The 23,472-nt window shown below is 67.3% G+C and carries 18 protein-coding genes; 13 read left to right on the top strand and 5 right to left on the bottom strand.

The genetic code is table 11. The annotated features are described in order from the left end of the window. Positions 1 to 59: 59 nt before the first annotated feature. Both OHS70_RS38640 and OHS70_RS38635 read right to left on the bottom strand, forming a co-directional pair. A complete protein-coding gene (locus tag OHS70_RS38640) occupies positions 60 to 1,856 on the bottom strand; it encodes an FAD-dependent oxidoreductase (protein ID WP_328406274.1) in 1,797 nt (598 codons plus the stop codon). A 342-nt stretch (positions 1,857 to 2,198) separates the two neighbouring features. Next, positions 2,199 to 2,960, bottom strand: a complete 762-nt coding sequence (locus tag OHS70_RS38635) for an SDR family NAD(P)-dependent oxidoreductase (protein WP_328406272.1) — start codon at positions 2,958 to 2,960, stop codon at positions 2,199 to 2,201. 224 nt (positions 2,961 to 3,184) lie between these two features. Here OHS70_RS38635 and OHS70_RS38630 point away from each other — a divergent pair, with 224 nt between their 5' ends. From OHS70_RS38630 to rfbB, 4 genes are all read left to right on the top strand, one after another. Beyond that, positions 3,185 to 4,165, top strand: a complete 981-nt coding sequence (locus OHS70_RS38630) for a class I SAM-dependent methyltransferase (RefSeq protein ID WP_328406270.1) — start codon at positions 3,185 to 3,187, stop codon at positions 4,163 to 4,165. A 77-nt stretch (positions 4,166 to 4,242) separates the two neighbouring features. Beyond that, the gene (locus OHS70_RS38625; protein ID WP_328406268.1) at positions 4,243 to 5,280 is read left to right on the top strand and encodes a methyltransferase; all 1,038 of its coding nucleotides are present in this window, start codon (positions 4,243 to 4,245) and stop codon (positions 5,278 to 5,280) included. 131 nt (positions 5,281 to 5,411) lie between these two features. Continuing rightward, positions 5,412 to 6,485: a glucose-1-phosphate thymidylyltransferase gene (locus OHS70_RS38620; protein ID WP_328406266.1), complete on the top strand. Its 1,074-nt coding sequence runs from the start codon at positions 5,412 to 5,414 to the stop codon at positions 6,483 to 6,485. Beyond that, complete coding sequence (rfbB, locus tag OHS70_RS38615; protein ID WP_328406264.1) at positions 6,482 to 7,504, top strand: dTDP-glucose 4,6-dehydratase; 1,023 nt, start codon at positions 6,482 to 6,484, stop codon at positions 7,502 to 7,504. The genes OHS70_RS38620 and rfbB overlap by 4 nt, the downstream gene beginning before the upstream one ends. Before the next feature lie 93 nt (positions 7,505 to 7,597). On the opposite strand, the gene OHS70_RS38610 is transcribed toward rfbB, so the two are convergent. Then, on the bottom strand, positions 7,598 to 8,818 hold the full coding sequence (locus OHS70_RS38610; RefSeq protein ID WP_328406262.1) for a hypothetical protein: 1,221 nt from the start codon (positions 8,816 to 8,818) through the stop codon (positions 7,598 to 7,600). Between the two features lie 960 nt (positions 8,819 to 9,778). Between OHS70_RS38610 and OHS70_RS38605 the strand changes: the two genes are divergently transcribed. Continuing rightward, on the top strand, positions 9,779 to 10,213 hold the full coding sequence (locus tag OHS70_RS38605; protein ID WP_328406260.1) for a helix-turn-helix domain-containing protein: 435 nt from the start codon (positions 9,779 to 9,781) through the stop codon (positions 10,211 to 10,213). A gap of 139 nt (positions 10,214 to 10,352) precedes the next feature. Beyond that, positions 10,353 to 10,919 (top strand): hypothetical protein, encoded by a 567-nt coding sequence (locus OHS70_RS38600; RefSeq protein ID WP_328392304.1) that lies wholly within the window; start codon positions 10,353 to 10,355, stop codon positions 10,917 to 10,919. Here OHS70_RS38600 and OHS70_RS38595 read toward each other — a convergent pair. After that, on the bottom strand, positions 10,837 to 11,667 hold the full coding sequence (locus OHS70_RS38595; RefSeq protein ID WP_328392310.1) for an IS5 family transposase: 831 nt from the start codon (positions 11,665 to 11,667) through the stop codon (positions 10,837 to 10,839). The two genes, OHS70_RS38600 and OHS70_RS38595, sit on opposite strands and share 83 nt — an antisense overlap. Positions 11,668 to 12,105: 438 nt before the next feature. Here OHS70_RS38595 and OHS70_RS38590 point away from each other — a divergent pair, with 438 nt between their 5' ends. The 6 genes from OHS70_RS38590 to OHS70_RS38565 all read left to right on the top strand — a co-directional run bounded on the left by OHS70_RS38590 (position 12,106) and on the right by OHS70_RS38565 (position 17,176). Then, positions 12,106 to 12,612 carry a hypothetical protein gene (locus OHS70_RS38590; RefSeq protein ID WP_328406258.1) on the top strand — a complete coding sequence of 169 codons (507 nt, stop codon included), beginning with the start codon at positions 12,106 to 12,108 and terminating at the stop codon, positions 12,610 to 12,612. Beyond that, positions 12,609 to 13,781 (top strand): MAB_1171c family putative transporter, encoded by a 1,173-nt coding sequence (locus OHS70_RS38585; RefSeq protein ID WP_328406256.1) that lies wholly within the window; start codon positions 12,609 to 12,611, stop codon positions 13,779 to 13,781. The genes OHS70_RS38590 and OHS70_RS38585 overlap by 4 nt, the downstream gene beginning before the upstream one ends. Beyond that, positions 13,778 to 15,037 carry an amidohydrolase family protein gene (locus OHS70_RS38580; protein ID WP_328406500.1) on the top strand — a complete coding sequence of 420 codons (1,260 nt, stop codon included), beginning with the start codon at positions 13,778 to 13,780 and terminating at the stop codon, positions 15,035 to 15,037. The genes OHS70_RS38585 and OHS70_RS38580 overlap by 4 nt, the downstream gene beginning before the upstream one ends. A 135-nt stretch (positions 15,038 to 15,172) precedes the next feature. Further along, positions 15,173 to 15,601, top strand: coding sequence for a VOC family protein (locus OHS70_RS38575; RefSeq protein WP_328406498.1), 429 nt, complete (start codon positions 15,173 to 15,175; stop codon positions 15,599 to 15,601). A 179-nt stretch (positions 15,602 to 15,780) separates the two neighbouring features. After that, positions 15,781 to 16,662 carry an IS3 family transposase gene (locus OHS70_RS38570; RefSeq protein ID WP_328406510.1) on the top strand — a complete coding sequence of 294 codons (882 nt, stop codon included), beginning with the start codon at positions 15,781 to 15,783 and terminating at the stop codon, positions 16,660 to 16,662. A 214-nt stretch (positions 16,663 to 16,876) separates the two neighbouring features. Next, positions 16,877 to 17,176 (top strand): hypothetical protein, encoded by a 300-nt coding sequence (locus OHS70_RS38565; RefSeq protein WP_328406496.1) that lies wholly within the window; start codon positions 16,877 to 16,879, stop codon positions 17,174 to 17,176. Positions 17,177 to 17,643: 467 nt separating this feature from the next. Here the strand turns inward: OHS70_RS38565 and OHS70_RS38560 are convergent, their stop codons facing one another. Further along, entirely contained in the window at positions 17,644 to 19,062 is a 1,419-nt protein-coding gene (locus OHS70_RS38560; protein WP_328406493.1) for a VCBS repeat-containing protein, read from the bottom strand. 530 nt (positions 19,063 to 19,592) lie between these two features. Here OHS70_RS38560 and OHS70_RS38555 point away from each other — a divergent pair. Beyond that, a complete protein-coding gene (locus OHS70_RS38555; RefSeq protein WP_443062787.1) occupies positions 19,593 to 23,330 on the top strand; it encodes a LamG domain-containing protein in 3,738 nt (1,245 codons plus the stop codon). The last annotated feature ends 142 nt before the right edge of the window (positions 23,331 to 23,472 follow it).

Below are 23,472 nucleotides of genomic sequence, written 5' to 3'. Positions count from 1 at the left end.
TCATTCGATTCGGGCGTCGGGTGAATGACGTGATTTGGGCAGAGAGACTCGGACGAACGTCAGGTCGCGTCCCGGAGCGGCAGCGGACCGGAGGTGGCGATGGGCAGTGCCGCCAGCGCGCCGGACAGCTCATCGGCGGCGAGGCGGTCGCCGCGGGCGGCCAGGTACGCATCGGGGCGGATCAGCAGCCACCCCTGCTTCCGTATGCCAAGTCGGTCGGCGAGCGTCCCGTACAAGTCCGGCAGGGGGCCGTCGGCTTGTGTGCCGGGCGGGACGGTTTGGGTTTTTGACGGCGCCTCGGGGTGGACCGGCACGTGCTCCCGTATGCCGAGACGGTCGGTGAGCGCCGCGTAGGGGTCGGGCAGCGCCGCTTCAGGCTGGACGTGCCGCGAGACGATGCGGACCGAAAGCCAGGAGCCGTACCGTTCCGCTGCCTCGCGCAGCCAGGAAGTGGCCGGCTCCGTTGCGGTGCCCGAGGCGTCAGGGAACGCGAGCAGAGTCCAGCGCGGGTCCCGCAGCTCCTGAACGAACGCCGTCCATCCGGGGTCGTCGGTGGCGCCCTCGGCGGTAAAGCCGGTCACGCGCTCGCCCGGAGTGGGGCCGGCGACTCGGCGGGCTTGCCGTGTCACGGGCAGGGTGAGCGGGCTGTCGGGATAGCAGATACGCAGGGCCGACATGCGTCCGATGACTTTGCCCTCGATCCGGCGCCGCAGCGCGGGCACCCGTCGTACGACGGCGAAGACCACGGGCATCGCGGCCGCCGCCAGTGCGCTCTTGAGTGCCACCAGGCGGGTGGCCTTGCGGGTGGTCTCCAGCAGATCGCGGCCTATGGGGACACGCTCGGCGGAGTAGCTGTCGAGGAGGGCGTACTGCGCATGGCCGTGGATGACCATGGCCAGTTTCCAGGCGAGATTGAATGCTTCCTGGATGCCGGTGTTGAGCCCCTGTCCGGAGGCGGGGCTGTGGACGTGGGCGGCGTCGCCCGCCACGAAGCACCGACCCACCCGCATCTTCTGAATCATGCGCTGCTGGATGGTGAAGACGGAGACCCAGCTGGGTATCCGCACCTGAGCTCGAGTGCCCAGACCTTTCGTCAGCTTGCGGGAGAAACGCCTGGCCACCTGGTCGGGTCTGCCGGAATCCGACTGCACGGTGGTGTCGAGCAGTCGCCATTTGCCGGGCGTCGCGAACGGCACGGCCATGACCGTTCCGCCGTCGACATGTATCCAGTGGATGCTGTCCTGTGGTGCTTCCATGTCCACTTCGGCATCCGCGATCAGCCACGTTTCCGTGGAATCGCCGATCAGGGGGAGCTTCAGCAGTCGGCGCACCGTGCTGTGCCCGCCGTCGCATCCCACGACCCAGGGCGTCGAGACACTTTCGGCGGGCCCGTCCTTGCGGCGGAGCACCGCCTCGACCACATCACCGTCCTGGCGCAGGGAATCCAGCCGCGTCCCCCATTCCACGTCTGTCCCAAGGTCGGCCACCGCCTCGCGCAACACCTCTTCGGTGGTGGCCTGTTCGAGCAGCAGAGTGAAGGGGAAGCGGGTGGGGGTCGCCCGGTACTCGGCGCCGAGCCGCACCAGCTGCGATCCGTTGCGATGCATGCTGAACGCCTGCATCCTGCGTCCCCGTTCGGTCATGGCATCGGCCACGCCCATCTGGTCGTAGATCTCCAGGGTGCGGGCATGGGTGGCCACCGCGCGGCTGGTGGGAGTCGGACCGTCGGCGGCGTCCACGAGACGTACCCGCACGCCGCGCCGGGCCAGTTCGTGGGCGACGGTCAGGCCGACCGGGCCGGCCCCTACAACCAGCACCTGGGGTGTACCGGCGCCCAGTTCGTAGCCCTCGGTCATACAGAGTTCTCTCCCTGTTTCAGCCGTTTGTAGCGGTGTTACCGCCTGTCAGGAACCCAGGCGCGGGGTGTCGCACGGCCCCACTGCCGCCGCCCGGCTGCTTGCCTGTGGCGTTCCTGTGAACGCGCCGACCCGTCGACGGGCGCAGCGCCTGCGTCTGTCCGAAGCGTCCGGAGGGGGACAGCCCCTGCGCCACGCATCCTTTGACCGTGATCTCGAGCGGCGCTCGAGATCCGTTCGATGTGCAGGAGTCGTCGAGAGACAGGCCCTGACGAGGGGCTCACCCGGCTGCTTCCTAGCGGGGGAGGTACGCCTCCCGGGAAGAGCGCGGCAGCACGCCGGTCAGCGGCCGCCAGCCACAGTGATCGCCTCGCCGTTGATGTGTCCATTGGCGGGGGAACCGAGGAACAGCACTGCGGCGGCAACCTCCTCCGGTGTGGATAGACGCCTCGTCGGAGTGCGCCCCGCCTCGCCTTCACGCACCGACGCGGGCAGGTCTGCAGCTACCCCTTGCGTCAACGTCAGCCCCGGGCAGACGACGTTCACCAGCACTCCGTCCGCACTGACATCCCACGTCAGGCTCCGGGCGAAGCCGTGCAGTGCGGCCTTCGCCGCGCCATAGAACTCCTGGCCGGGGGCGCCGTCGCGGGTGATGTGAGACGAGACCAGCACGATCCGCCCCCAGCCGGCACGGCGCATCGGCGGAAGTCCTGCCTGGACGGTTCTCAGGGTGCCGGCGAGGTTCGCGTCCATCAGCCGCTGCCACTCGTCGGCCGGAACGTCCTCGCAGTGCACACCGGGCCGACGGCGTCCGCCGAGCTCCGCGGCGTTGGCCACCACGACGTCGAGGCGCCCCCAGGCCTTCTCGATCGCGAGTACGGCTGCTGTGGCGGAGTCCGGCTCCCCGAGCACGTAGCGCACTGCGAGCGCGCGGCCTTCTGCGGAACCGAGCTCTTGCGCCAGGTCGCGGGCGGCCTCCTCGTCTCGGTGGTAGGTGATGCCGGTCAGGGCTCCCTCCGCCGCGAAGGCCCGGGCGACGGCTCGTCCGATGCCCCGGCTTCCCCCTGTGACCAGCACTGCCCGTCCGGCCAGACCCAGTTCCATGTCTGTGCTCCCCCTTGCGGGCTTGCGCGCTTTCCGGCACCCGCTCGATTTGCGGCCAGACGCTTCCAGGGCGTCCTCGAACGTGGCTCAAGGAGATCCCTGGACCGGCCTCGAGTCCGGATCGAGCCGACGCCTGCAACGTCGTCCTCGCCGTTTAAGCAGAGGGAGAGAAGGACGTGACCGACATCAGCACCCCTGCAGTCACCCGTGAGGGCTTGTTTGACATGTTGCTTTCGACCCGGCGGACCGCGGTGATGCGGGCTGGGGTCGAACTCCGCGTGTTCGACGGGCTGGCCGACGGGCCCGCGGGGGCCGATGAACTGGCGAAGCGTCTGGGCGTTCATCCCCGCGGCATGCGTGTCCTGCTCGCTGCCCTCGCAGCCATCGGGCTGCTCGACGTGGAAGACGACGCATACCGGCTCGCCCCGGGCGCTGAAGAGGTGCTGGTGACCTCGAGTCCTGCGTACTTCGGGTCCGCCATGCGGCTGGCCTCAAGCGATTACGAGTGGCAGGCCCTTGGACGGCTCGCCGACGCGGTGCGCTCCGGCGGCACCGTCCTCGATGAGAACGCCGAGACCCCGGAGTATTCCTACTGGGAGGACTTCGCCGCTTATCCCACCGGCAACACCTCCCGTGTGGCCGCAAAGCTCGCCGATCTCCTGGCCGACTGGGCGACGGAGCGCCCTTGTCTCGACGTCCTCGACACGGCCTGCGGCCACGGCTACTACGGCTACACACTGGCCCAGCGATTCCCTCAGGCGAAGGTGTGGGACATCGACTGGGCCAATGTGCTCGACGTGTCGGTTCGGCACGCCGAACGCATGGGCGTGCGCGACCGTGTGGAGCTCATCACCGGTGACATGTTCTCCGTGCCGATGGGCGGCCCTTACGACGTCACGATGATCACCAATGTGCTCCACCACTTCTCCGAAGAGCGGGCGACCGAGATGCTCACCAAGCTCGCCCAAGCGACGAAGCCGGACGGAAAGGTCGCCGTGGTGGCTATCACGACCGACGACCGGCCGCCCGCCGAGGATCCGGTTCCGCACCTGTTCTCCGTCCTGATGCTCGCATGGACCCACGAGGGTGAGTCACACAGCATGGATGCCTACCGGCGGATGTTCGCCGCGGCCGGACTCACTCCCCCGCGCTTCCACTCGCTGCCTGGCGTCCCCTTGCGCATCCTGCTGGCCGAACGCGCCTGAGTGTCCAGGCCCGGTTCTCGGCCGCGCCCACCGCCTCCACTCCTGCCTCACACTGCAGTCCTCCAGAAAGGCACGTCATGACGTCGTCCAAGCACGCCGATGCGATGGCCGCAGCCCGTGACATCGGGCGGCTCAACACCGCATACACCCAGGCAAAGGTGCTGCACAGCGCCGTGGAGCTTGGACTGTTCGAGACCCTGGCCGCAGGCCCCGCCACGGTCGACACGCTGTGCCAGCGTCTTCGCCTGCACCCCCGCCTCGCCCCGGACTTCCTCGGCGCACTGGTCGGCCTCGGCCTCCTGGAATACACAGAAGGCCAGTACCGCAACAGTCATGCCGCCCAGGTGCTTCTGGTACCGGGAGGACCGCTGTCGATGAACGGCAGCGTGGTCCAGCACGGAAGGGTCCATTACGGACTGTGGTCCAGCCTGACCGAGGCGCTGCGTGACGGCCGGGCGAAGTCGGGTCCGCAGACACCGGCCGGAGCGGTGACCGACGAGCAGCCCGACCTGGAAACGGCGAGGGCCTTCATGGCGCACATGGACACGTTCAACTCGATCGTCGCGCCCGAACTGGCACGCAGCGTGGACTGGAGCCGGCACCGCACCTTCGTCGACGTCGGAGGGGCACGCGGCAACCTGGCGGGCCTCCTGGTCAAAGCCCATCCGCACCTGCAGGGTTCGGTCTTCGACGTCCCCGGACTCGAGCCCCTCTTCGACGAGCACATGGCCGGGCTCCGCACCCGTGACAAGGTCTCCTTCCAGGGCGGTGACTTCTTCTCCGATCCGCTCCCCGAAGCCGACGTGGTCATCTTCGGGCATGTACTGCACGACTGGCCGGAACAGGCCCGCAGGACCCTGCTGGAGCGGGCCTTCCCGGCCGTCCGCCCCGGTGGTGTTCTGCTCGTATACGACGCCATGATCGCGGACGGCAGCTTCGACGCCCACGCCCACCTCCAGAGTCTGATCTGCAGCCTGATCCGCGACGGTGGTTCCGAATACTCCGAGAGCTCCTGCAGAGAGTGGGCGGAGAAGGCCGGCTTCCGGGTGAAGGACGTCATTCCCCTCGACACGGTGACCAACGACCGTCTGCTCGTTGCCGTCAAGGACGCCTGAACAGGACCCAGAGGCCGTCAAAGCCTCCTGGGAGCAGCCACGCGCCCGCCTGCCAAGCCCAGTGGGCCGGGTACAACGCCACGTGCCCGGCCGCACCCAATCCTTCGAGCGGGAGAAGAAAAGAGACAGCCATGAAGGCTCTCGTACTGTCCGGGGGCAGCGGCACTCGACTGCGCCCGTTGAGCTACTCCATGCCCAAACAGCTCGTGCCCGTCGGCAACGTACCGGTGCTCTTCCACTGCCTTGACAACCTCCGTGACGCCGACATCACAGACGTGGGCATCGTCGTCGGTGACCGCGGGGACGACATCCGCCGTGCGGTCGGGGACGGATCGGCGCACGGCCTGCGCGTCACCTACATCCAGCAGGAGGCCCCACTCGGCCTCGCCCACTGCGTCCAGATCTCCGAACCTTTTCTGGGCCGGGAAGACTTCGTCATGTATCTGGGGGACAACGTCCTCGTGGGCGGGGTGGCGGCTCATGCCGAGCGGTTCCGCGCCGACTGCCCGGACGCTCAGCTGCTGGTCGCCAAGGTCGCTGATCCGGCCGAGTACGGCATCGCCGTACTGGGAGCCGACGGCAGCGTCGAACGGCTGGTGGAGAAGCCCTCCGAACCAGTCGGCGACACCGCGCTGATCGGTGTGTACTTCTTCACCAAAGAAGTACACACCGCAGTGCGCAGCATCGAGCCAAGCGCCCGGGGCGAGCTGGAGATCACCGATGCCATCGAGTGGCTCCGACGCAACGGCAGGCAGGTCCGGGCGGAGATCTTCGATGGTTACTGGAAGGACACTGGCCGGATCGAGGACATGCTCGACTGCAACCGTGTGCTGCTGGGGTCACTCACCCCTTCACAGGCAGGGAGTGTCGACGCCCACAGCGAGCTGATCGGCTCCGGCCCGATCGTGATCGAGCCAGGCGCGAGGATCGAACGCTCCCGGATAGTGGGGCCGGTGACCATCGGTGCGGGAACCGTGGTGCAGGACAGCACTGTCGGTCCCTGCGTCTCCATCGGCCGCAACGGTCTGCTGGAGCACGCCGAAGTTGAGGATTCGATCGTCATGGACGGGGCCGCCATCCGCGGAGTGCGCGGCATCCATGGCTCGCTCATCGGACGCAACACCGAGGTCAGCCAGGCGCCCAGGTTCTCGCACCGCCATCGCCTGGTCGTGGGAGATCACTCGAGGATTGAGGCCGCGGCGTGAAAGTCCTCGTCACCGGTGGCGCCGGCTTCATCGGCTCCCACTACGTCCGCAGTCTCCTGGCCGGCCACTACCCTTCGTGCCGCGGTGCGCAGGTCACAGTGGTGGACAAGGTCACCTATGCCGGCACCACGACGAGCCTGCCGATGCTCCACCGGCGGCTCCGTTTCGTCCGTGCCGACATCTGCGACCCGGAACCACTCCGCGAGATACTGCCGGGACACGATGTCGTGGTCCATTTTGCCGCCGAATCCCATGTGGACCGCTCCCTTGGAGGGGCGCAGGAGTTTGTTCGCACCAATGTCCAAGGCACCCACAACCTCCTGGAATGCTCTCGGATCGCCCGGATCCCCCGAGTGGTTCAGGTTTCCACTGACGAGGTCTATGGAAGCATCGCCAGCGGTTCCTGGACAGAACACAGCCCGCTGGAGCCCAACTCCCCGTACTCCGCGTCTAAAGCGGCGGCAGACCTCATTGCCCGTTCGTACTGGCGCACCCACGGGATGGACATCTCCATCACCCGCTGCTCGAACAACTACGGGCCTTACCAGTTCCCGGAAAAGATCATCCCACTGTTCGTCGTGAACCTCCTCGACGGTAGGCCCGTGCCGCTGTACGGCGACGGATCGAACGTGCGGGAATGGCTGCATGTGGACGACCACTGCCGCGCGATCCAGGCAGTAGTGGACCGCGGAAGGGCTGGCGAGGTCTACAACGTCGGGGGAGGCCGAGAGCTGACCAACCGGGACCTGACCGCAGACATACTCCGCCTGTGCGGTGCCGACTGGAGCCATGTGCGCCATGTCGAGGACCGTAAAGGGCACGATCTGCGCTATTCGCTGGACGATTCGAAGATTCGCGCGGAACTCGGCTTCCGGAACGAGGTGCCGTTCGAACGCGGGCTCGCCGACGTGGTGCAGTGGTACCAGGAAAACCGCTCCTGGTGGGAGGCGCTGCGGCAACGCTCAGCGGAAGGGGCGTCCGGAGGACTCAGGCCAACTACTGAGGCTGCTTCACACTGAACTCCTCCCGTGTTCGTAGGGGCAGACTGCCTGGCAGTGCATGCGCCCTTTCACGGCGCAATACGTTCCGAACCGTGTGCTCGATGGCTTGCCTCATCTCCAGGGCGCCTTTGCCCGCCCCATCACCAAGTGCTGACCGAATTCGTCGACGAAGGCCGTCGCGGAAAGCGAGCGGAACGGCTCGCTCGCTTCGCCGCAACTTCCTTCGCACGCGGGGCAGTAGTCAGATCCCCGGGAGGGGTCCACCCGGCGTTCCGATACGCCCCGGATTCCGCAGCTTCCCTTGCACAGCGGCCAGTTCATACAGGCCGCGCAATGTCCGTGACCGAGCTGGGCCGGACGGCCGCAGTCACGGCACTCGACGAACACGGGACGGATGCGCAAGGCATCGCCGAATGCCTGCCTAGTGGGTGCACGGCTGTCCGGATGGGTCGTGAGTGCGTCGACTGCATCCGCTCGGGCGGGAGGCTGCCCCGTGCGGGCCTGGCCGAGGCGGCTGGCGATGATGGCCTCGCGACTTGTCCTGATCCTGCCGGGCCAGGGTCTCCCGGCGACGATGTGCCGGATTTCCTGTGGTGTCCAGCCTTCCGCCAGCATCTCGTCGACCACATGGGCCTGGTCTGAGAGCGTCTTGCCGGTCAGGAGGAACTCAGGGCCATGGCTGCGGGCGATGGTGTTCAGCAGCCGCAGGCCGGCGGTGGCGCTACCTTGGGCATCCCGGTTAGCGGGGGCCGGGACGGCGGATGTGGCCTGGCCAGCCGTTGGCCCAGTTCCATTGGGCGGCGCCTCCCTCGTGGTGAGGGCATTGCAGATGCCAGAGCGTGGTGTCGCATCGCCTGACTTGGGCTCACGGGAGGGAGGGAGGGGTTTGGTCTTCTTGTTGTTGGTCTTCTTGAGCTTGTTCTTCTTATCGGAGCGATCGTCCACCGTAGGCTCGGCCAACTGTGGAAATTCGCACTCAGGCTCCGACCTGCTGGTTTTCCCCTTCGAGGTATCCCAATCGGGGTTCATCAGGAGGATCAAGCCATCCGGCATGTCCGTGATGAAGTAGACGGAGTCACCCAACCTGCCGAGATTGTCGCGTTTGCGGTCACGCTGCAGGTAGTTGAACTTGATCAGCTCGAGAAGGCCTGTCCGCACCCCGGAGACGCCGTCCGGAGCGCAGGCCGCGATGGACTCGAGCGACAGACCGTAGCCGTCTCGATGGGTAGACATGAGGCCGAAGATGCCCTTGGCCTTAAAGGAGAGGCGAGGGTCGCGGAACAGGCCGTTGTAGACCCTCGTGAACTGGGCGTCGAAGACGTCGGCGGCCATGGGGCCGCGTTTGATCCTTCCACCGAAACTCACCGTGTCACCCCCAGGAAGGGGGCAGATGATCGATGTCGGGGTCCTTCGGTGCCGGTGTCGCCAACTGAATGAAACGAGATCACCCAGCAGGCATGTGGACGGAGCAACGCACGATCACGAAACGGCCGTACGGACATCACGGGTGTTACTGAAATGGCCTGCCTCCACAGCTTTACAGGTGCAGGGCTGACGATTCGAGGCGCCGCGCAGGTCGCCGTTCGCTCGCCTGGGTGAGGCCCAGGGGAAGCGGGCCCGGGGGCCGCTGCCGAACTGCGGCCCACACGCCCAGGGCTGATCCCGGCTTTTAGCTGCTGAACCTCTGGCGCGGTTCGGCCGGCCGCCAGGCTGCGGAGTGATGGTGAAGGTTCAATCATCTTTCCCCCGTGCCGTATTGCCACTTGCGCCCCACTGGCCACGTGGGGTGGTGCGAGTCTAAGCAGGATCATTTACAGGCGGAAACGCGAGGGATCATGTCCAGCCACCACGCGTCTCCCCGCCAGCAAGGGTCCGGAGCCTACGGACGGAGGCGGCTCCGGACCGCACCGCCAGTCGCACCCGCGCAGAGGGGCCGGATGATGCCGACACCCGTGGGGGATGGCCGCACCGTGGGGCGGTAACCTAATGGAGCCCTGGCGATGAGCGCTGACGAGGACACAGTGACCACAGAGCACGGTGAGGGCGTAGCGCCCATCCGCTTGCGTCTTCCGGTTGGAGCGGCAGCCCCTCGGGCAGCCGCCCTCGGGACCACAGTCAAGCAGGACTGTGCGTTCCACCGCCTGGACGTTCCGCCCGTCGGCGAAAACCGTTTGGCGTTTCTGCAGAAAAACGCCGGTACCAGCGGATGGCGAGGCTGCCGACTTGCACGCCTGGTCTGCGCCTCTGACCGAAGCCGTACTTCTGAAGCCGAACTGATGGAGATTTGAGCATATGGGGACAGGCCAAGATGAGGGCAAGCGGGCATCTCTGGCCGAGAAGCTGGACCGCCTCATCAAACTCACTACGCCTGAGGGAGGGGCTCCTCCGCCGTACGGAGCGATCGCCAGTGCCATCGACAAGGCCGCCGACAAGCGCGTCATCTCACCCAGCTACATCTGGAAGCTGCACAAAGGGGAGGCCACGAATCCGCGACTGGGGCATCTGGAAGCACTCGCACAGTACTTCGGTGTGCCAACGGAGTACTTCCTCAGCGACGCTGTCGCCGATCGTGTGGACGAGCAACTCAAGCTTCTCCAGGCCCTCAAGACCGGCGCCATCCGCAACCTGGCATTGCGAGCCACCGAACTGTCAGCGGAGAGCCTTCACACGCTGAATAGCGTGATCGACCGCCTGCGAACCCTTGAGCAGCCAGAGGAACCGTCCTGAACGCCCCCTGCCTTCGGTGAGTGCGTTGTGGCAAAGGGAGTCCCTGTTCGATGAGCAGGGGCTTCGTCGTGTGCGGGGCATGATCGCGGAGGGGTAGGGGCAGGCAGCGGACGGCTTGTTGTGGATCGAGGAGGGTGCGATGCCGTCGGTGCTGGGGTTGATGGAACAGCGTGAGGCGCGGGCGAGGCAGGATCTGGAGTCCTGGACGGAGGTCCTGGAGCAGGCTCAGGCGGAGGTGGATGCCGCGCGGGAGCGGGTCGAGCGGGCCCGGGTGGGGCGTGAGGAGCTCGTGTCGGTGCTGGCCGGGGAGGGCGCGGTGAATACGCCGGTTTCCGTGCTGTCCGGTGGTGGGATGGCTGCTGCCGTGGGATCGGGCGGCCCCGGCGCGGGGCATGGCGAGCGGCCGCCGGTGTGGCGGTCGGGCATGGGCGAGGAGGTGCTCAGCGGCCTGTACCGGGAGGTGTTCGCCGCGGTGGTGGCTGCTTCGGGGCCGGTGAACGGGGTGGAGCTGACGCGGGCGGTGGGCCGGGAGGCGGAGATCAAGAACGAGGTGGAGAGGATCCGGCACCGTGCCTACGTGCTGGAGAAGCGGGGCTGGCTGGTGCGGGCGAAGGACGGACGGTTCATGCCCGTGCCCGCAGCAGTCGGGCGGGGCGTTTCTCCGGCCAGCGCGGAGCGTCTGCGGCCAGGCGCCGGGACAGCCTGATCACGGCGGCCCACCACACCATCTGGGCGTGGTGGTCGGGGCGGCGTTCGTGGTCGCGGTTGAGGCGGCGTGAGCGGGCCAGCCAGCTCAGCGTGCGCTCCACGACCCACCTGCGGGCCAGGACGACAAATCCGCGTTGTCCGTCGGAGCGGCGCACGACCTCGGTCCGGACTCCGTGGCGGGCGAACGCCTTCGCCAGCGCCGGACCCTGGTAGGCACTGTCGACCCACACCAGTTTCAGCAGCCGGCCCGGCTGGTCCATGAACGTCTCCAGCAGTGCGGGGGCGGCCTTGGAGTCGTGCACATCGGCCGTGGTCACGGTGACCTCCAGGAGCAGGCCCTCGGTGTCGGTCAGGATGTGACGCTTGCGGCCGTCACGTGACTTGCCGCCGTCGTATCCGCGGCTGTCCTCGCCGACGGTCTCGGAGGCGTCCACCGACTGACTGTCGATGACTCCCGCACTGGGCTCGGCGTTGCGGCCCGAGCGTTCCCTCGCCGAACGTCGCAGGCGTTCGTGCAGTTCACGCACGTAGCCGTAGGACCGCCAGCGGCGGAAGAAGTCGTAGACCGCCCGCCAGTACGGGAAGTCGACCGGCATGGCCGTCCACTTCACGCCGTTGTCGACCAGGTAGCGCACCGCGTCGAGTATCTCGCGGTGGCAGTACGCCTCCGGACGCCCGCCCCGCTTCAGCAGCCAGGCCGGAACCGGCATCGCCGAGCGGACCTCGGCCCACTCCGCATCCGTCATGTCACTGGGATAGCAGCCTGCCCGCAGCCCCGGAGCGATCGAACCGAACCGGTGCACGTAGCAGTCACACGCAGGGGTGACCGCGGTGGACGCAGGCACAGTGGTACTGCTCAACTGATCGGGCAACGGGCTTCCTTGGTCGTGCTGGTGTCGTAACCGCGTCACTACCAAGGGGCCCGTTCTTTCATGCCCGCGACCGCACCCGTACCTCTGTCCAGATGATCACCCGCGCCGCACGCCTCGAACGAAATCCGGTTAGCCACAACGCACTGAGACCCCAACCCGCCCTCTAGTGCCTCGCAGCCGAGCGCTAACGTGTCGTGCTGAGCCCTGACCAGGCTTCAACGATCCGGTGCGAGGTTGGCGAAACGGCGCCCCACATCCGAACGTATCGCCATAGCAAGTGATGCTCGATCTTGTATCTAGGGGGTAAGACCGGTGAAGGAGCGCACGCTTCGCCGACGTTGCAAACGAGAGCTCCAAGCTCTGGACATCCAACCTCCGCTGCAGGTGGACGCCTTGTGTCGTGAGCTGGCCCAGCACCGGGGCCGGCCGATCCATCTGGTGCCGTACTCATTACCGGTGCCAGGCCCATTCGGGATCTGGATCGCCACCAGTGCCAGCGACTACATCATCTACCAGCGCGAGACCACTAAACCCCACCAGGACCACATCATCCTGCACGAGGTCGGTCACATCCTGGCCGGACACGACGGTGTTGAGGATCTGTGGGGCCTCATGATGCCGGACATCGCGCCCCAGGCAATCCGCCGTGCCCTGCGACGCACGTCGTACGATCAGGAGCACGAGCGGGAAGCAGAACTTGTCGCCACCATCATCCTGCAATGGGCCTCGGTGCTGAACCGGGTGGCGCCGCCACCGCCAGAAGACATGTCGGTGCGCCGACTCCACACTGCGCTGGGCGACCGGCAGGGGTGGCTGTGATCGTCTACACCTTCACCTTCATCATCGGCCTGGTTTTCGCTGCGGCGCTGGGCTGGAAAGTCTTCCAGCTCGTCAAAGCACCCCGTGACGTGCCCCTGCGCGCGGTCACACTATGCCTGACTAGCGCTGCCGGCTCGTTCGTGTTTGCCATGCCGCCCTTCGCTGCCTGTATCCAATGGGTAGGCGGAGCTGGAGCCCCGCGACTGGTGCAGAACTTGTTCGTGCTCAGCATGGCCTACTGGCTGATGTGCTTCTACCTGTACTCCGCAGCTGATCCTGCCGACAGGCGTGTGCGGAAGGAGACACTGCTGCTGGCCCTCGCCGCGGTCGGCCTCATCCTTGCGACCGCGGCAGAGGGCACGCACGATCCGGGCGCCAACTTCCGCAGTCTTGACTTGCGCGATCCGGCTCTCGCGGGCTTCTACATCATCGCCGACCTGTACCTCGTCTACGCCCTGGCAATGGCCCTGCGGTGGACGTGTGTGTACGCGCGGGCGTCACAGCACCCGCTAGCGACCGGCCTTTGGCTGGCGGGGGCAGGCATCGGCTCCATGGCCGTGGCCTGCGCGATTCGCACCGTGCTGACGGTGATCCGCTGGCAGGGAGGCACCGTGCCCCGGACTGTCACCCTCGGCTCGAGCCTGATCGTCGCGGTCGCGGTCCCAGTGTTCTTGATCGGCGTCAGCTACCCAGGGATCGCCATGCGGCTCGCGGCGTTGCGACTGCGCCGGCACCACCGCCAGATGTACCACCGCCTGGGACCCCTTTGGGAGCTGCTGCACGAGGCATACCCCGAGGATGCCCTTGACCGAGTCCGGGTCACGCGGTGGCGCGACCGGCTGCACCCGCTCGGTATACATCGACGCTATTACCGGAGAGCCATCGAGTGCCGTGACGGCCTGGTGCGGATCAGCCCCCACCTGGCTCCGGCAGCGGACGGCGACCCGGAACTGGCGGCGTCGGCCGACGACCTGGCCGAGCAGCTGTGCGCAGCGTTGCACCGGCGCGAGCATGGCCAGGCAGCCCCGGCCCAGGCCATCGTCGTCGCGATGCCACGCACGCACAGCCTGGAAGACGACGTGCGGCAACTCGCAGAGCTGTCGGACGCGGTGAGGCAACGCATATCCGCCGGGGACACACATGTAAGCGGAGAGAGCAAGAGGATATGAGCCAGACACTGATCACGGCTGGACGGATTCTGCTCGATACCGGCATCGCACCGATGCGGGATGGTGCCATCCTCATCGGGGGAGACAGCATCGTCGCTGCCGGACCACGCCAAGACGTGCTGGCACTTGCCGAGTCGGACTGCCGGACACTGCACTTCTCCGAGGACGCCACCGTGCTGCCCGGCCTGATCGACTGCCACGTCCACCTGGCCTTCGACGCAGGACCGGACCCGGTCACCACCGTGATCGAGAGCGACGACACAACATTGCTCCTTGGCATGACAGGCCGAGCGCGGCAGCTGCTCGACGCCGGCATCACCACCGCCCGGGACCTGGGCGACCGCAGTGGGCTAGCCGTCCGACTGCGCGAGGCGATCGGCGCGGGCACCGTGGCCGGACCGCGAATCCTGGCCGCCACCGCACCACTGACCGCCCGCAAGGGGCACTGCTGGTTCCTTGGCGGCGAAGTCGAAGGAGAGGCCGAGATCCGCGAGAAGGTACGCCGTAACGCCGAAAGTGGCGCAGACGTCATCAAGGTGATGGCGACGGGCGGAGGTCTGACCCCTGGCGGTCCCCCAATTCACCAACCCCAGTTCAGCCCCGAGGAACTTGCAGCGGCCGTAGAGGAGGCCCACCTGCTGGGCCTGCGGGTGGCCGCCCATGCGCACGGTGTGCAGGGCATCGCCGCAGCCATAACAGCAGGCGTCGACACAATCGAGCACTGCAGCTGGATGACCGAGGACGGCGACTGCCACCTACGAGACGACCTGCTCGCGGAAATCATTGCCAGGGGGATCGCCGTGTGCCCTGCCAACCACCCGAATTGGCGATCCTTCGCCGACAGGGTCGGCCCTGAGAGGGCCATGGCGCTGTTCGCCCCCATGCGCCGGATGGCGGAGCAGGGAGTGCACCTGGTGGCAGGGACGGATGCAGGGGTGCCCAGAGCTGTCTTCGACGGCTTGGTCTCCAGTCTGGAATTCTTCGAACACTTGGAAATCCCCAGGGAACGCATCATCGACATGGCCACCACCAAGGCTGCCTCTGCGCTGGGCCTGGACGGTCAGACCGGCCGTCTTGCACAGGGATACCGCGCGGACATCCTCGTCGTCGACGGCGACCCCCTGGCCAGCCTGGACGCGCTACGCGCCGTACGCCTAGTAATGACGGCTGGCCGCCCCCACATCCCCCAACAGACCGCCCTGCGAGCAGCCCAGCGGAACTCCGCGCAGTCGTCCACGCGGACCCTGGACGACTGATCCAGGCGCGGTTCTTCGCTCGTCTGCTCAGGCGACGTGGTCTGTTGGCGCTACTCATGTCACGCGAGACCTCGACCCGCACGGCGATGAAACCCCGGGATCTCGGTGACGAGCACGCGCCACTACGGTGGACCGATGTCATCGATCAAGAAGTTCCAAGTCACCTTCGACTGCGCAGAACCTGAGCGCCTCGCTCGTTTCTGGTGCGAGGTGTTGGGGTATGTCGTACCGCCGCCACCGGAGGGGTTTGCCACTTGGGACGATTTCAAGCGCTCGCAGCCACCTGAGCAGCGGGATTCATGGTTCGCCTGCATAGATCCCTCAGGTGTGGGCCCGCGACTGTACTTTCAGCGCGTTCCCGAAGGGAAGGCCGCCAAGAACCGGCTGCATCTTGACGTGCGGGTCGGCACTGGACTCGTGGGTGAAGAGCGCCTCGCCGCACTTGAGGCCGAATGCGCACGACTGGTCCCGCTCGGCGCGGTACACGTGCGAACGCTGTATGACGGCAATGATTCGTGCATCCCGATGCAGGACATCGAGGGCAACGAGTTCTGTATCGACTGAGGGGCCACGAACGTGTCCTCGTTCTGCCCCCATGGGCCAAGACGAAGAACCGCCCCCGACTTGTCAGGTCGATGGTCTTCAACTGCTTCTACTCGCAGGCACGGAAGCTCCGGCCCTAACCGGAACAGCAGCGACGGACCCGATCAACTGAGACGGCACCGGGCAACCGCGCCTCCGGGATCAGATTTGCTGAGATTTCCAGCGTCACAGCGTCTCAGTTCTTCTGGTCGCTGGAGGTCACAGGCATCACCAGGGACCAGATCACCTGGTCGGCCGGCGGGCAGGCCCGCGCCGCCCGCCGGGCCGTCGACGACGTCCTGGCCCACGAGATCACCGTGTTGCACATCGCCTCCCGGTGCACCTACGGGGTGCCGCGTATCCATGCCGAGTTGCGCAGGCTGGACCGGCGGGTCAACCGCAAGCGGGTGGAGCGGATCATGCGTGAGCGCGACATCGCCGGGGTCACCCGGCGCAAGCGCCGGTCGCTGACCCGTCCGGCGAACAGGGCGGTGCCCGCCGCGGACCTGATCGGCCGCGACTTCACGGCCGACGCCCCGGGCCGGAAACTGGTCGGTGACATCACCTTCATCCCCACCGACGAGGGCCGGCTATATCTGGCGACCTGGCTGGACCTGGCCACCCGCGAGATCGTCGGCTACTCGATGGCCGATCACCACCGCGCGTCCCTGGTGGTCGACGCGCTGGCGATGGCCGCCGGACGCGGCCGGCTCCAGCCCGGCTGCATCGTGCACCCGGACCGCGGAGCGGAGTACACCTCTGACGAACTGGGCCGGGAGATACGCAGGTTGGGATTGCGGCAGAGCGTGGGCCGAACCGGCTCGTGCTATGACAATGCCGCCGCCGAGAGCTTCTTCGCACTGCTCAAAGAGGAGATCGGCACCCGCCGCCGGCCCGACCGGACCACTGCCCGCGCGGAGATCTTCGCCTTCATCGAGACCTTCTACGACCGCAGACGGCTGCGGAAGCATCCGGCCTGGGGGTACCTCACCCCGCTGGAGATCCGACAGCGACACGAGCAAGAACACGCCCTCGCAGCGTAAGCAACGAGTGTCCAGCATCACGGGAAAAGTTCAAGCAGGCCATCGAGCAGCACCCCATAGCCGGGCCCCTGGGACCATCCCCGCGGGTGCGGGGAGCAGCACCGGTGAACCGCTGTTCGTGGACACCCGTGGGGACCGTCCCCGCGGGTGCGGGGAGCAGCCGGGATGGCCGGCACTAAACGGATCGCCGCAGCTGCTCCCCGCCCGCGCGGGGATGGTCCCAAGATCGAAGCCGCGGTCGCCGCGGTGCTCGCCTGCTCCCCGTGCCCGCGGGGATGGTCCCCTGATCGGCCCCGGCTCCCCGGGCGATGTCCGCTGCTCCCCGCCCGCGCGGGGATGGTCCCGGGACGAGGCCCTGGCCGAGCTCACCACGTTCAGGACCCTCGCCGTCTCCCGGCTCACGGCCCAGAGCGAGGAGATCGAGCGTCTGCGGGAACAGGCCGCCGCGGTCGGCAAGGTCCACCGCCTGCCCGCCGTCCGCAGCGATACGGCGCCGTACGGTTCATGGAGCTGACAGCACCCGAACCGCGGACCAGCCTTACCGCCCCCGGGCCTCGGTGAGTGCCGTCACGAGCATGTCCAGGTCCCCGGGGTAGACGATCACTTCCTCGTCGTCGGCCGGAGGATCGAAGCGGGCGAAAAAGTCCTCGAGAGCTTCGGGCGTGACGGTCAGCGCGTTGGCGTCCTCGCGCCCGTTGCGCTCGGCCAGCGCCGCAGCAACTGTTCGCGGTCGGCGGGGAGACGGACCACCAGTGGCATGCCGCCCGCTTCGGGGGCGGCATGCGGAGGCTCACCGGGAGAAGCTCAGGAGGTACGAAGCCCGTTCCCGGGAAGACCGGACGGCAGCTCCTACACCAAGAGCGGAAACGACCGCGACGGCAACGGCTACCTCACCTTCCACCGACCGCGCACAAGTTCTGGCGCCCTCGCCCTGGGTGGTGAGCGCCAGAACGTGCGGCGGTTGGGCGGGTGTGGGGTGGGTCAGTGGGTGGTTTCTGCGCCGAGGGAGATGTAGTCGCCTTTGAGGCCGAGTTGGGTTGCGGTGATCATGACGGTGCCTGTGGTGGTCGGGCCTGTGGTGCCGCCGGGCAGTGTCCATACGGCGCCGCGGTAGCCGTCCTCGCCGTATCCGCCGATGATCAGTTCGGGGCGGCCGTCCTTGTTGACGTCGCCCGCGGCGAGTGAGGATCCGAACTCGTCGCCGCTTTCGGAGCTGCCGGGCATGTTCGAGGTGTCCTGGGTGATGGTGTAGGCGCCGGTGCCCGGCGTGCCGGTGCGGCGGCCTGGGATGACGGTGACGGCTCCGGCGTAGCTCTTGGTGCCGATGGCCTCGCCGGGGGAGCCGACCACGATGTCGGCGATGCCGTCGCGGTTGAGGTCGGTGACGGCAAGCGAGTCTCCGAACTCGTCGTCACGTTCGGCGGTGCCCGGCACGCCGGCGGTGTTCTGGTCGACGCGGACGGGCGTTGCCGACAGGCCGTTGGCGGAGCCGTACCAGATGGAGATACGGCCGCCGAGCGAGCCGTCTGCCGCGCTGGCATGCGCGTCGTCGGGATCACCCGCGACGAGGTCGCCGTAACCGTCCCCGTTGACGTCCCCGACCGCGATGGCGAAACCGTCGCCGCCAGACTGCGGCGCATACGATGCCTCGGGTTCGGGGCTGACCAGGACGTCGCCGCCGCTGCGGCCGTTGAGCCAGATCGTGCTGAGCACTCCTTCCGGCATCTTGTCACCGTTGAGGTCGCCCAGCGCCACGTTCGACAGGGACGGTCCGTAGCGGTGGGTCTGCGTGATCGACGGGGCGCCGCCAGGGGCGGCGGAGGTGCCGAACGGGCCGATGTAGCGCACCGAGCCGTCCGAGCCGCCGACCAGGACGTGGGCGAAGCCTCGGGCCTGGTCGGCGGCCACGTCCCGGCCGTACCGGGCGCCTTCGGCCGCCGGGGTGGCCAGCGTGGTCGCCTTGGACAGGCCGTTGCGTCCGCCCCACAGCACGGTGACCGTGCCCGCATCCTCAGTCGATCCGTTGTCCTCGAGCGGCGTGCCGACGACGAGGTCCGCGAAGCCGTCCAGGTTCAGGTCCGCGTACGCGGTCGCAGCCCCGAAGAGGTCGTCCGTCTCGGCCGCGCCGGGGACCCCGGCCGTGTCCTGCGTGATCACGACCCGCCTCTGCGCGGAGACCCGGCTCGCCGAACCGTAGAGCACGACCACTGCGCCCGCCCCGACCTTGCCTGCCACCGTGGCGCCGGGCGCGGGCAGCGCAACGTCCCGGTACCCGTCTCCGTTGAAATCCGCGGGCGTGGCGATCGGCGCGGCCAACGCCTGCCCCGGCACGGACACCACACCGGTGACCGATGCGATGACCACCAGCGCGGCGGCCCACCGACCCCTGAACACGACCATCTGAAATCCCTCCCCTGATTCGCGCGCCAAGACGGCCGCGAAGATCACGGGCGGATCATAGGCACGCCGCCGCCTCAGCGCGACGCCGGGCACTACCGCGGCAGCTCTTCGCCACTGCCCTAGGAGAAACCTGACGTCCGCCTGAGTGATGTATCCCACGTGACCGATTGTGACGATGTCTGTGGTGGCGCATGCTTGCGACGTCCGTGTCACCGCGACGTCGCGGGTGCGTGCATACATGCAGTTCCTTGGTCAAATCGGCGATGTGCGTTGGGGTTTGGATGGAACAAGTCTTGTCTGGAGCGCCGTTGATATTGGCAGCCGTCAGGTGGGTCCGGAATGTGACAGTCAGTGACTCCCCCGACGATAGAAACGATCTTCCCACTTCGGGCATGTTCTGCTATTTGCCCAGTTTGATGCTCTGTTACCTCGTGCCTTCGTGACGCAAGCTCCTTGACGCGCAGGGGGCATGCGACGTTCACTCACGAGACTTTTGAAGATCTTGTGATCGCTGGGGTGGACCTGTGGGGATGAGATGGGGGCGCCGACGCGCCTGCACGGAGCCGAGAAGATCACGCAATGTGATTCTGGGGGCGGCTGTGGCGGCGTCGGTGACGCTTTCGGTGTTGCCGGGCAGCGCGCCGATTGCGGTGGCGGCGAACGCGGTTGGCACGACGGCCGGTGAGGTGACCGAGTCGACCGCGCTGGCACAGGCTGCTGCCTCGGGAAAGCCGGTGGAGGTGGTCTCGGAGCGGACCGAGTACTCGGTCACTGAGGCGAATCCGGACGGTTCATTCACGCTGACGCAGTCCGCGGTTCCGCAGCGGGTGAAGAAGAGCGACGGGACGTGGGGTGAAGTTGACCCCACCCTTGAGAAGCTGGCGGACGGCCGGCTGGCGCCCAAGGGGGCCGTGGTCGACCTGTCCTTCTCCGGCGGTGGTGCCGGATCACAGATGCTGCGGCTTGCCGAAGACGGCCGTGCCATCACGCTGGGCTGGCCCGGTTCCTTGCCGGAACCCAGCATCGACGGCGCAACAGCCACTTATCCGAACGTTTTTGACGGCGTTGACCTTCAGCTCACCGCTACCGCCGAGGGCTACCGCGAGGTCCTGGTCGTCAAATCCGCTGAGGCAGCGAAGAACCCTGACCTCGAGAAGGTCGAGCTGACCGCGTCCGGTGACGGGCTGGTTGTCGTCCCCGGGGCCGGCGGCGGCCTGCGTGCTGTTGACGAGGACGGCAACGCCGTCTTCCGCGGCCCGGCAGGGCAGATGTGGGACTCCGCCGGTGACCCAGAGACCGGCCCGCAGACCCAGCTGATGTCCAGGGCTGACGAACTGGCGCCCGCCGCTGGGGAGCCGGAGGAGGATCCGTCGCATCCCGGCGACGGAGACGCCAGTGCGGTACTGCCGGTCACGGTCGACGACAGCAGTGTCACGGTCGAGCCGGACCTCGAGGTGCTGCGGGGCGAGGACACCGTCTATCCGGTGTTCATCGACCCGTCGGTCGGGCTCGGTGTTTCGGAGCGGACGAAGATCTCGTCCGACGGCGACAAGTTCTGGATGTTCGACGGCGACAAGGGCGTCGGCAAGTGCGGTAGCGCTGACGGCTACTACTGCGGCAACGGCTATGTCGACCGCATGTACTTCGAGTTCGCGCCGACTGCCCTGGCAGGCAAGTACGTGCTCGATGCGACCTTCCGGGCCCGTGAGACCTGGTCGTTCAACTGCGATCCGCACTGGGTGGACCTGGAGCGCACGGACAACATCTCGGAAGGAACCCGCTGGCCGGGGCCTGCGCAGCTGGACCAGATGGGCGACCGCTATGTGTCGGCCGGCCGAGGTGCGAACTGCAGCCCGGAGCAGCCGGACGCGTGGATCGAGTTCAACGACAACCCTGACGAGCCGGACGAGAATCTGAAGAGCTCGGTCCGGTCTTTCGCGGACGGCAAGATCAACCGCCTCACGCTGATGCTGCGGGCCAAGGACGAGTCGGACCCGCGGGCCTGGAAGCGGTTCGACGACAATGCCGAACTGCAGGTCGACTACGCCTACAAGCCAGGCGTGCCGAGTAGCGTCGGCATCATCCCGGGCGACGGCAAAACGGCGTACTGCAATACCTCTGCCTCGAATCCGCTGATCGTCACCCGCAAGGACCCGCAGGTGCAGGCGGGGGTGCAGACCAAGGTCGAACACAACAAGGGCAGCGAGGAAGGTTCGCTACAGGCCGAGTTCGTCGTCGAGCGCGGCGATGACGCCGCCTGGCATCAGGTCTGGACAGGGCACGCTCCTGACACCGGCTGGGATCCGGATGGGGTTGTGGAGAGGAAGCGCATGACCGAGCGTGCGGACGGCGGCCTGTACCGGTACAAGGCTCGCACCCAGTCGCACTGGTCCTACGGCGGCAGCAGCGGGGATCTGTGGTCGTCCTACTCGTCCTGGTGCTACTTCAAGATCGATTCCACGGCTCCGAAGGCCCCGCGGATCACCACCGGTACTCCGTATACGCAGTGCACGGCCAACCAGTGCAGCGGCGCGGGAGGGCCGGGCGTTCCCGGCAGCTTTACCTTTGAGCCGAATGCCGCTGACGGCGACATCACCGGCTACCGCTGGCGTCTGCTGACCACCTCGGCCAAGGACGCCAAAACCGTCACCGGCAGGGTCTACACCGAGACGAGCGTCGTGCCGTCCCTGACAGGCACGCAGGTCCTGTCCGTCGAGGCGAAGGATGTGCGCGACCGCTTCGGCGAACCGGCGGAGTTCACGTTCAAGGTCGCACCTGCCGCTGGGCCGGTGGGACGCTGGCATCTCGATGACGGCGCCCCAGGGTCGGGTGTCATGACGGCGAAGGACACCGCGACCGAGGGCACCCGCCACGACGCGACGCTGGTCGGCGCTGCTGGCACCGGATGGTCGACCCGCGCCCGGCGCGGCGAGGCCGACTACTCCCTGCGCCTGAACGACGACACCACCGACCCGGCCCTGCAGACTGGTCACATGGCGACCGCCTCCGCGGCGGTGAACACCAAGGACTCCTTCACCGTCTCCACCTGGGTGCAGTTGTCGAACGCCTCGGCCAACCGTGTGGTGCTCTCGGAATCAGGCACCCACGGCAGCGCATTCAGTCTCTACTACTCGGCCTCATACAAGAAGTGGGTCTTCAACCGCACGGACAAGGACCAGGCGAGCCCGGTCTACATCCGCTCCCTCGCGGATGCGGCCAACCCGCCGCTGAACGTCTGGACCCACCTGGCCGGCGTCTTCGACACCAAGAACGACACCAACGCCGCGAACGACACCATCCAGCTCTTCGTCAACGGCCGGCCGCAGGGCCAGCCGGTTGTCCTGGCCGCCGCCGCGCCGAGCTACACCCCGTGGACGGCCAGCGAAGGCCTGCAGTTCGGCCGCTCCAAGGCCGGCGAGTACCACTTCGGGCTGATCGACGAGCCCGCAGTGTGGCAGCGTGTGCTGACTCCCGATGAGCTGGCTCAGGAGGCACAGGTCCTGCAGGACGGCGTTGCGGCCAACGAGCTGGTGGCGCACTGGGACGCAGCTGCTGCCCAGGGCACCGAGATCCCTGAAGCGACGGCGTATCCGCTCTCGGCGATGAAGCTCTCGGCCGCCGGTGCCGTCCTCGATGCCGAGAACAACGGCCTCGTCCTTGACGGCAGCGCGGGCCACGCTGCGGCCACGGGCCCGGTGATCGACGAAAGCGGATCTTTCACCGTGTCCGCCACCGTGCGGCTCGATGCGCAGAAGCTCAATTCCAAGCCTGTCGGCTACAAGGCACAGGTAGCCGGCCAGCGCACCGGCGGTGAGTCCTCGTGGGCGCTGTGGGTGGTCAAGCCCGCCGACAGTGTCTACCAGTGGAAGTTCACCCGTACCGCGGTCGGCTTGGACGGCAAGGTCACCCAGAGCGCAGAAGTACCCGGCGCGGACATTGCCGAGACCGATACCTGGGTGACGGTGACCGGTGTCTTCGACGCACAGGAAGGATGGGAGTGGATCGACCCGTCCGACCCCTCCAGGACTGAGACCCGCTACGGCAAGCTGCACCTGTACGTCGGCGAGTTCGACCAGCCGTCCGACGCCGTGCCTGGTTTCACCGCCACCCAGCAAGGCAGCGGTGAACTAGCGATGGGCCGTGGTGCCTCCGGCGGCAGCGTCGGCCACCACCTGCCCGGTGGGCTGACCGACCTCAGAATTTGGACCGGCGCGATGAACGCCGATCAGATTCGCTCCCAGGTGCTGGTCAACCCAGGCGCCGTCTGACGCCACCCAGCTCTGGCTGACTGCCGGTGGGCGGGGGGTAACCCCGCCCACCGGCACAGGGCCGTCAATCCGGCCCCCCATTCCCTTTACCCAACAGGTTTCGGCATCTTCGCCAGGCCCACAGCGCGTTGCCTTCCGCCGC

It is taken from the genome of Streptomyces sp. NBC_00390 (assembly GCF_036057275.1).
In the GTDB taxonomy this organism is placed as follows: domain Bacteria; phylum Actinomycetota; class Actinomycetes; order Streptomycetales; family Streptomycetaceae; genus Streptomyces.
Note: the sequence above shows the minus strand (reverse complement) of the source record. Positions and strands in the feature narration are given on the sequence as shown.

What these genes read in the sequence shown, in the direction of transcription:
- OHS70_RS38640 (WP_328406274.1), bottom strand. Translation starts at nt 1,856, where the DNA reads ATGACCGAGGGCTACGAACTGGGCGCCGGTACACCCCAGGTGCTGGTT.
- OHS70_RS38635 (WP_328406272.1), bottom strand. Translation starts at nt 2,960, where the DNA reads ATGGAACTGGGTCTGGCCGGACGGGCAGTGCTGGTCACAGGGGGAAGC.
- OHS70_RS38630 (WP_328406270.1), top strand. Translation starts at nt 3,185, where the DNA reads ATGTTGCTTTCGACCCGGCGGACCGCGGTGATGCGGGCTGGGGTCGAA.
- OHS70_RS38625 (WP_328406268.1), top strand. Translation starts at nt 4,243, where the DNA reads ATGACGTCGTCCAAGCACGCCGATGCGATGGCCGCAGCCCGTGACATC.
- OHS70_RS38620 (WP_328406266.1), top strand. Translation starts at nt 5,412, where the DNA reads ATGAAGGCTCTCGTACTGTCCGGGGGCAGCGGCACTCGACTGCGCCCG.
- OHS70_RS38610 (WP_328406262.1), bottom strand. Translation starts at nt 8,818, where the DNA reads ATGGCCGCCGACGTCTTCGACGCCCAGTTCACGAGGGTCTACAACGGC.
- OHS70_RS38605 (WP_328406260.1), top strand. Translation starts at nt 9,779, where the DNA reads ATGGGGACAGGCCAAGATGAGGGCAAGCGGGCATCTCTGGCCGAGAAG.
- OHS70_RS38600 (WP_328392304.1), top strand. Translation starts at nt 10,353, where the DNA reads ATGCCGTCGGTGCTGGGGTTGATGGAACAGCGTGAGGCGCGGGCGAGG.
- OHS70_RS38595 (WP_328392310.1), bottom strand. Translation starts at nt 11,667, where the DNA reads ATGACGGATGCGGAGTGGGCCGAGGTCCGCTCGGCGATGCCGGTTCCG.
- OHS70_RS38580 (WP_328406500.1), top strand. Translation starts at nt 13,778, where the DNA reads ATGAGCCAGACACTGATCACGGCTGGACGGATTCTGCTCGATACCGGC.
- OHS70_RS38575 (WP_328406498.1), top strand. Translation starts at nt 15,173, where the DNA reads ATGTCATCGATCAAGAAGTTCCAAGTCACCTTCGACTGCGCAGAACCT.
- OHS70_RS38565 (WP_328406496.1), top strand. Translation starts at nt 16,877, where the DNA reads ATGGTCCCAAGATCGAAGCCGCGGTCGCCGCGGTGCTCGCCTGCTCCC.
- OHS70_RS38560 (WP_328406493.1), bottom strand. Translation starts at nt 19,062, where the DNA reads ATGGTCGTGTTCAGGGGTCGGTGGGCCGCCGCGCTGGTGGTCATCGCA.
- OHS70_RS38555 (WP_443062787.1), top strand. Translation starts at nt 19,593, where the DNA reads ATGAGATGGGGGCGCCGACGCGCCTGCACGGAGCCGAGAAGATCACGC.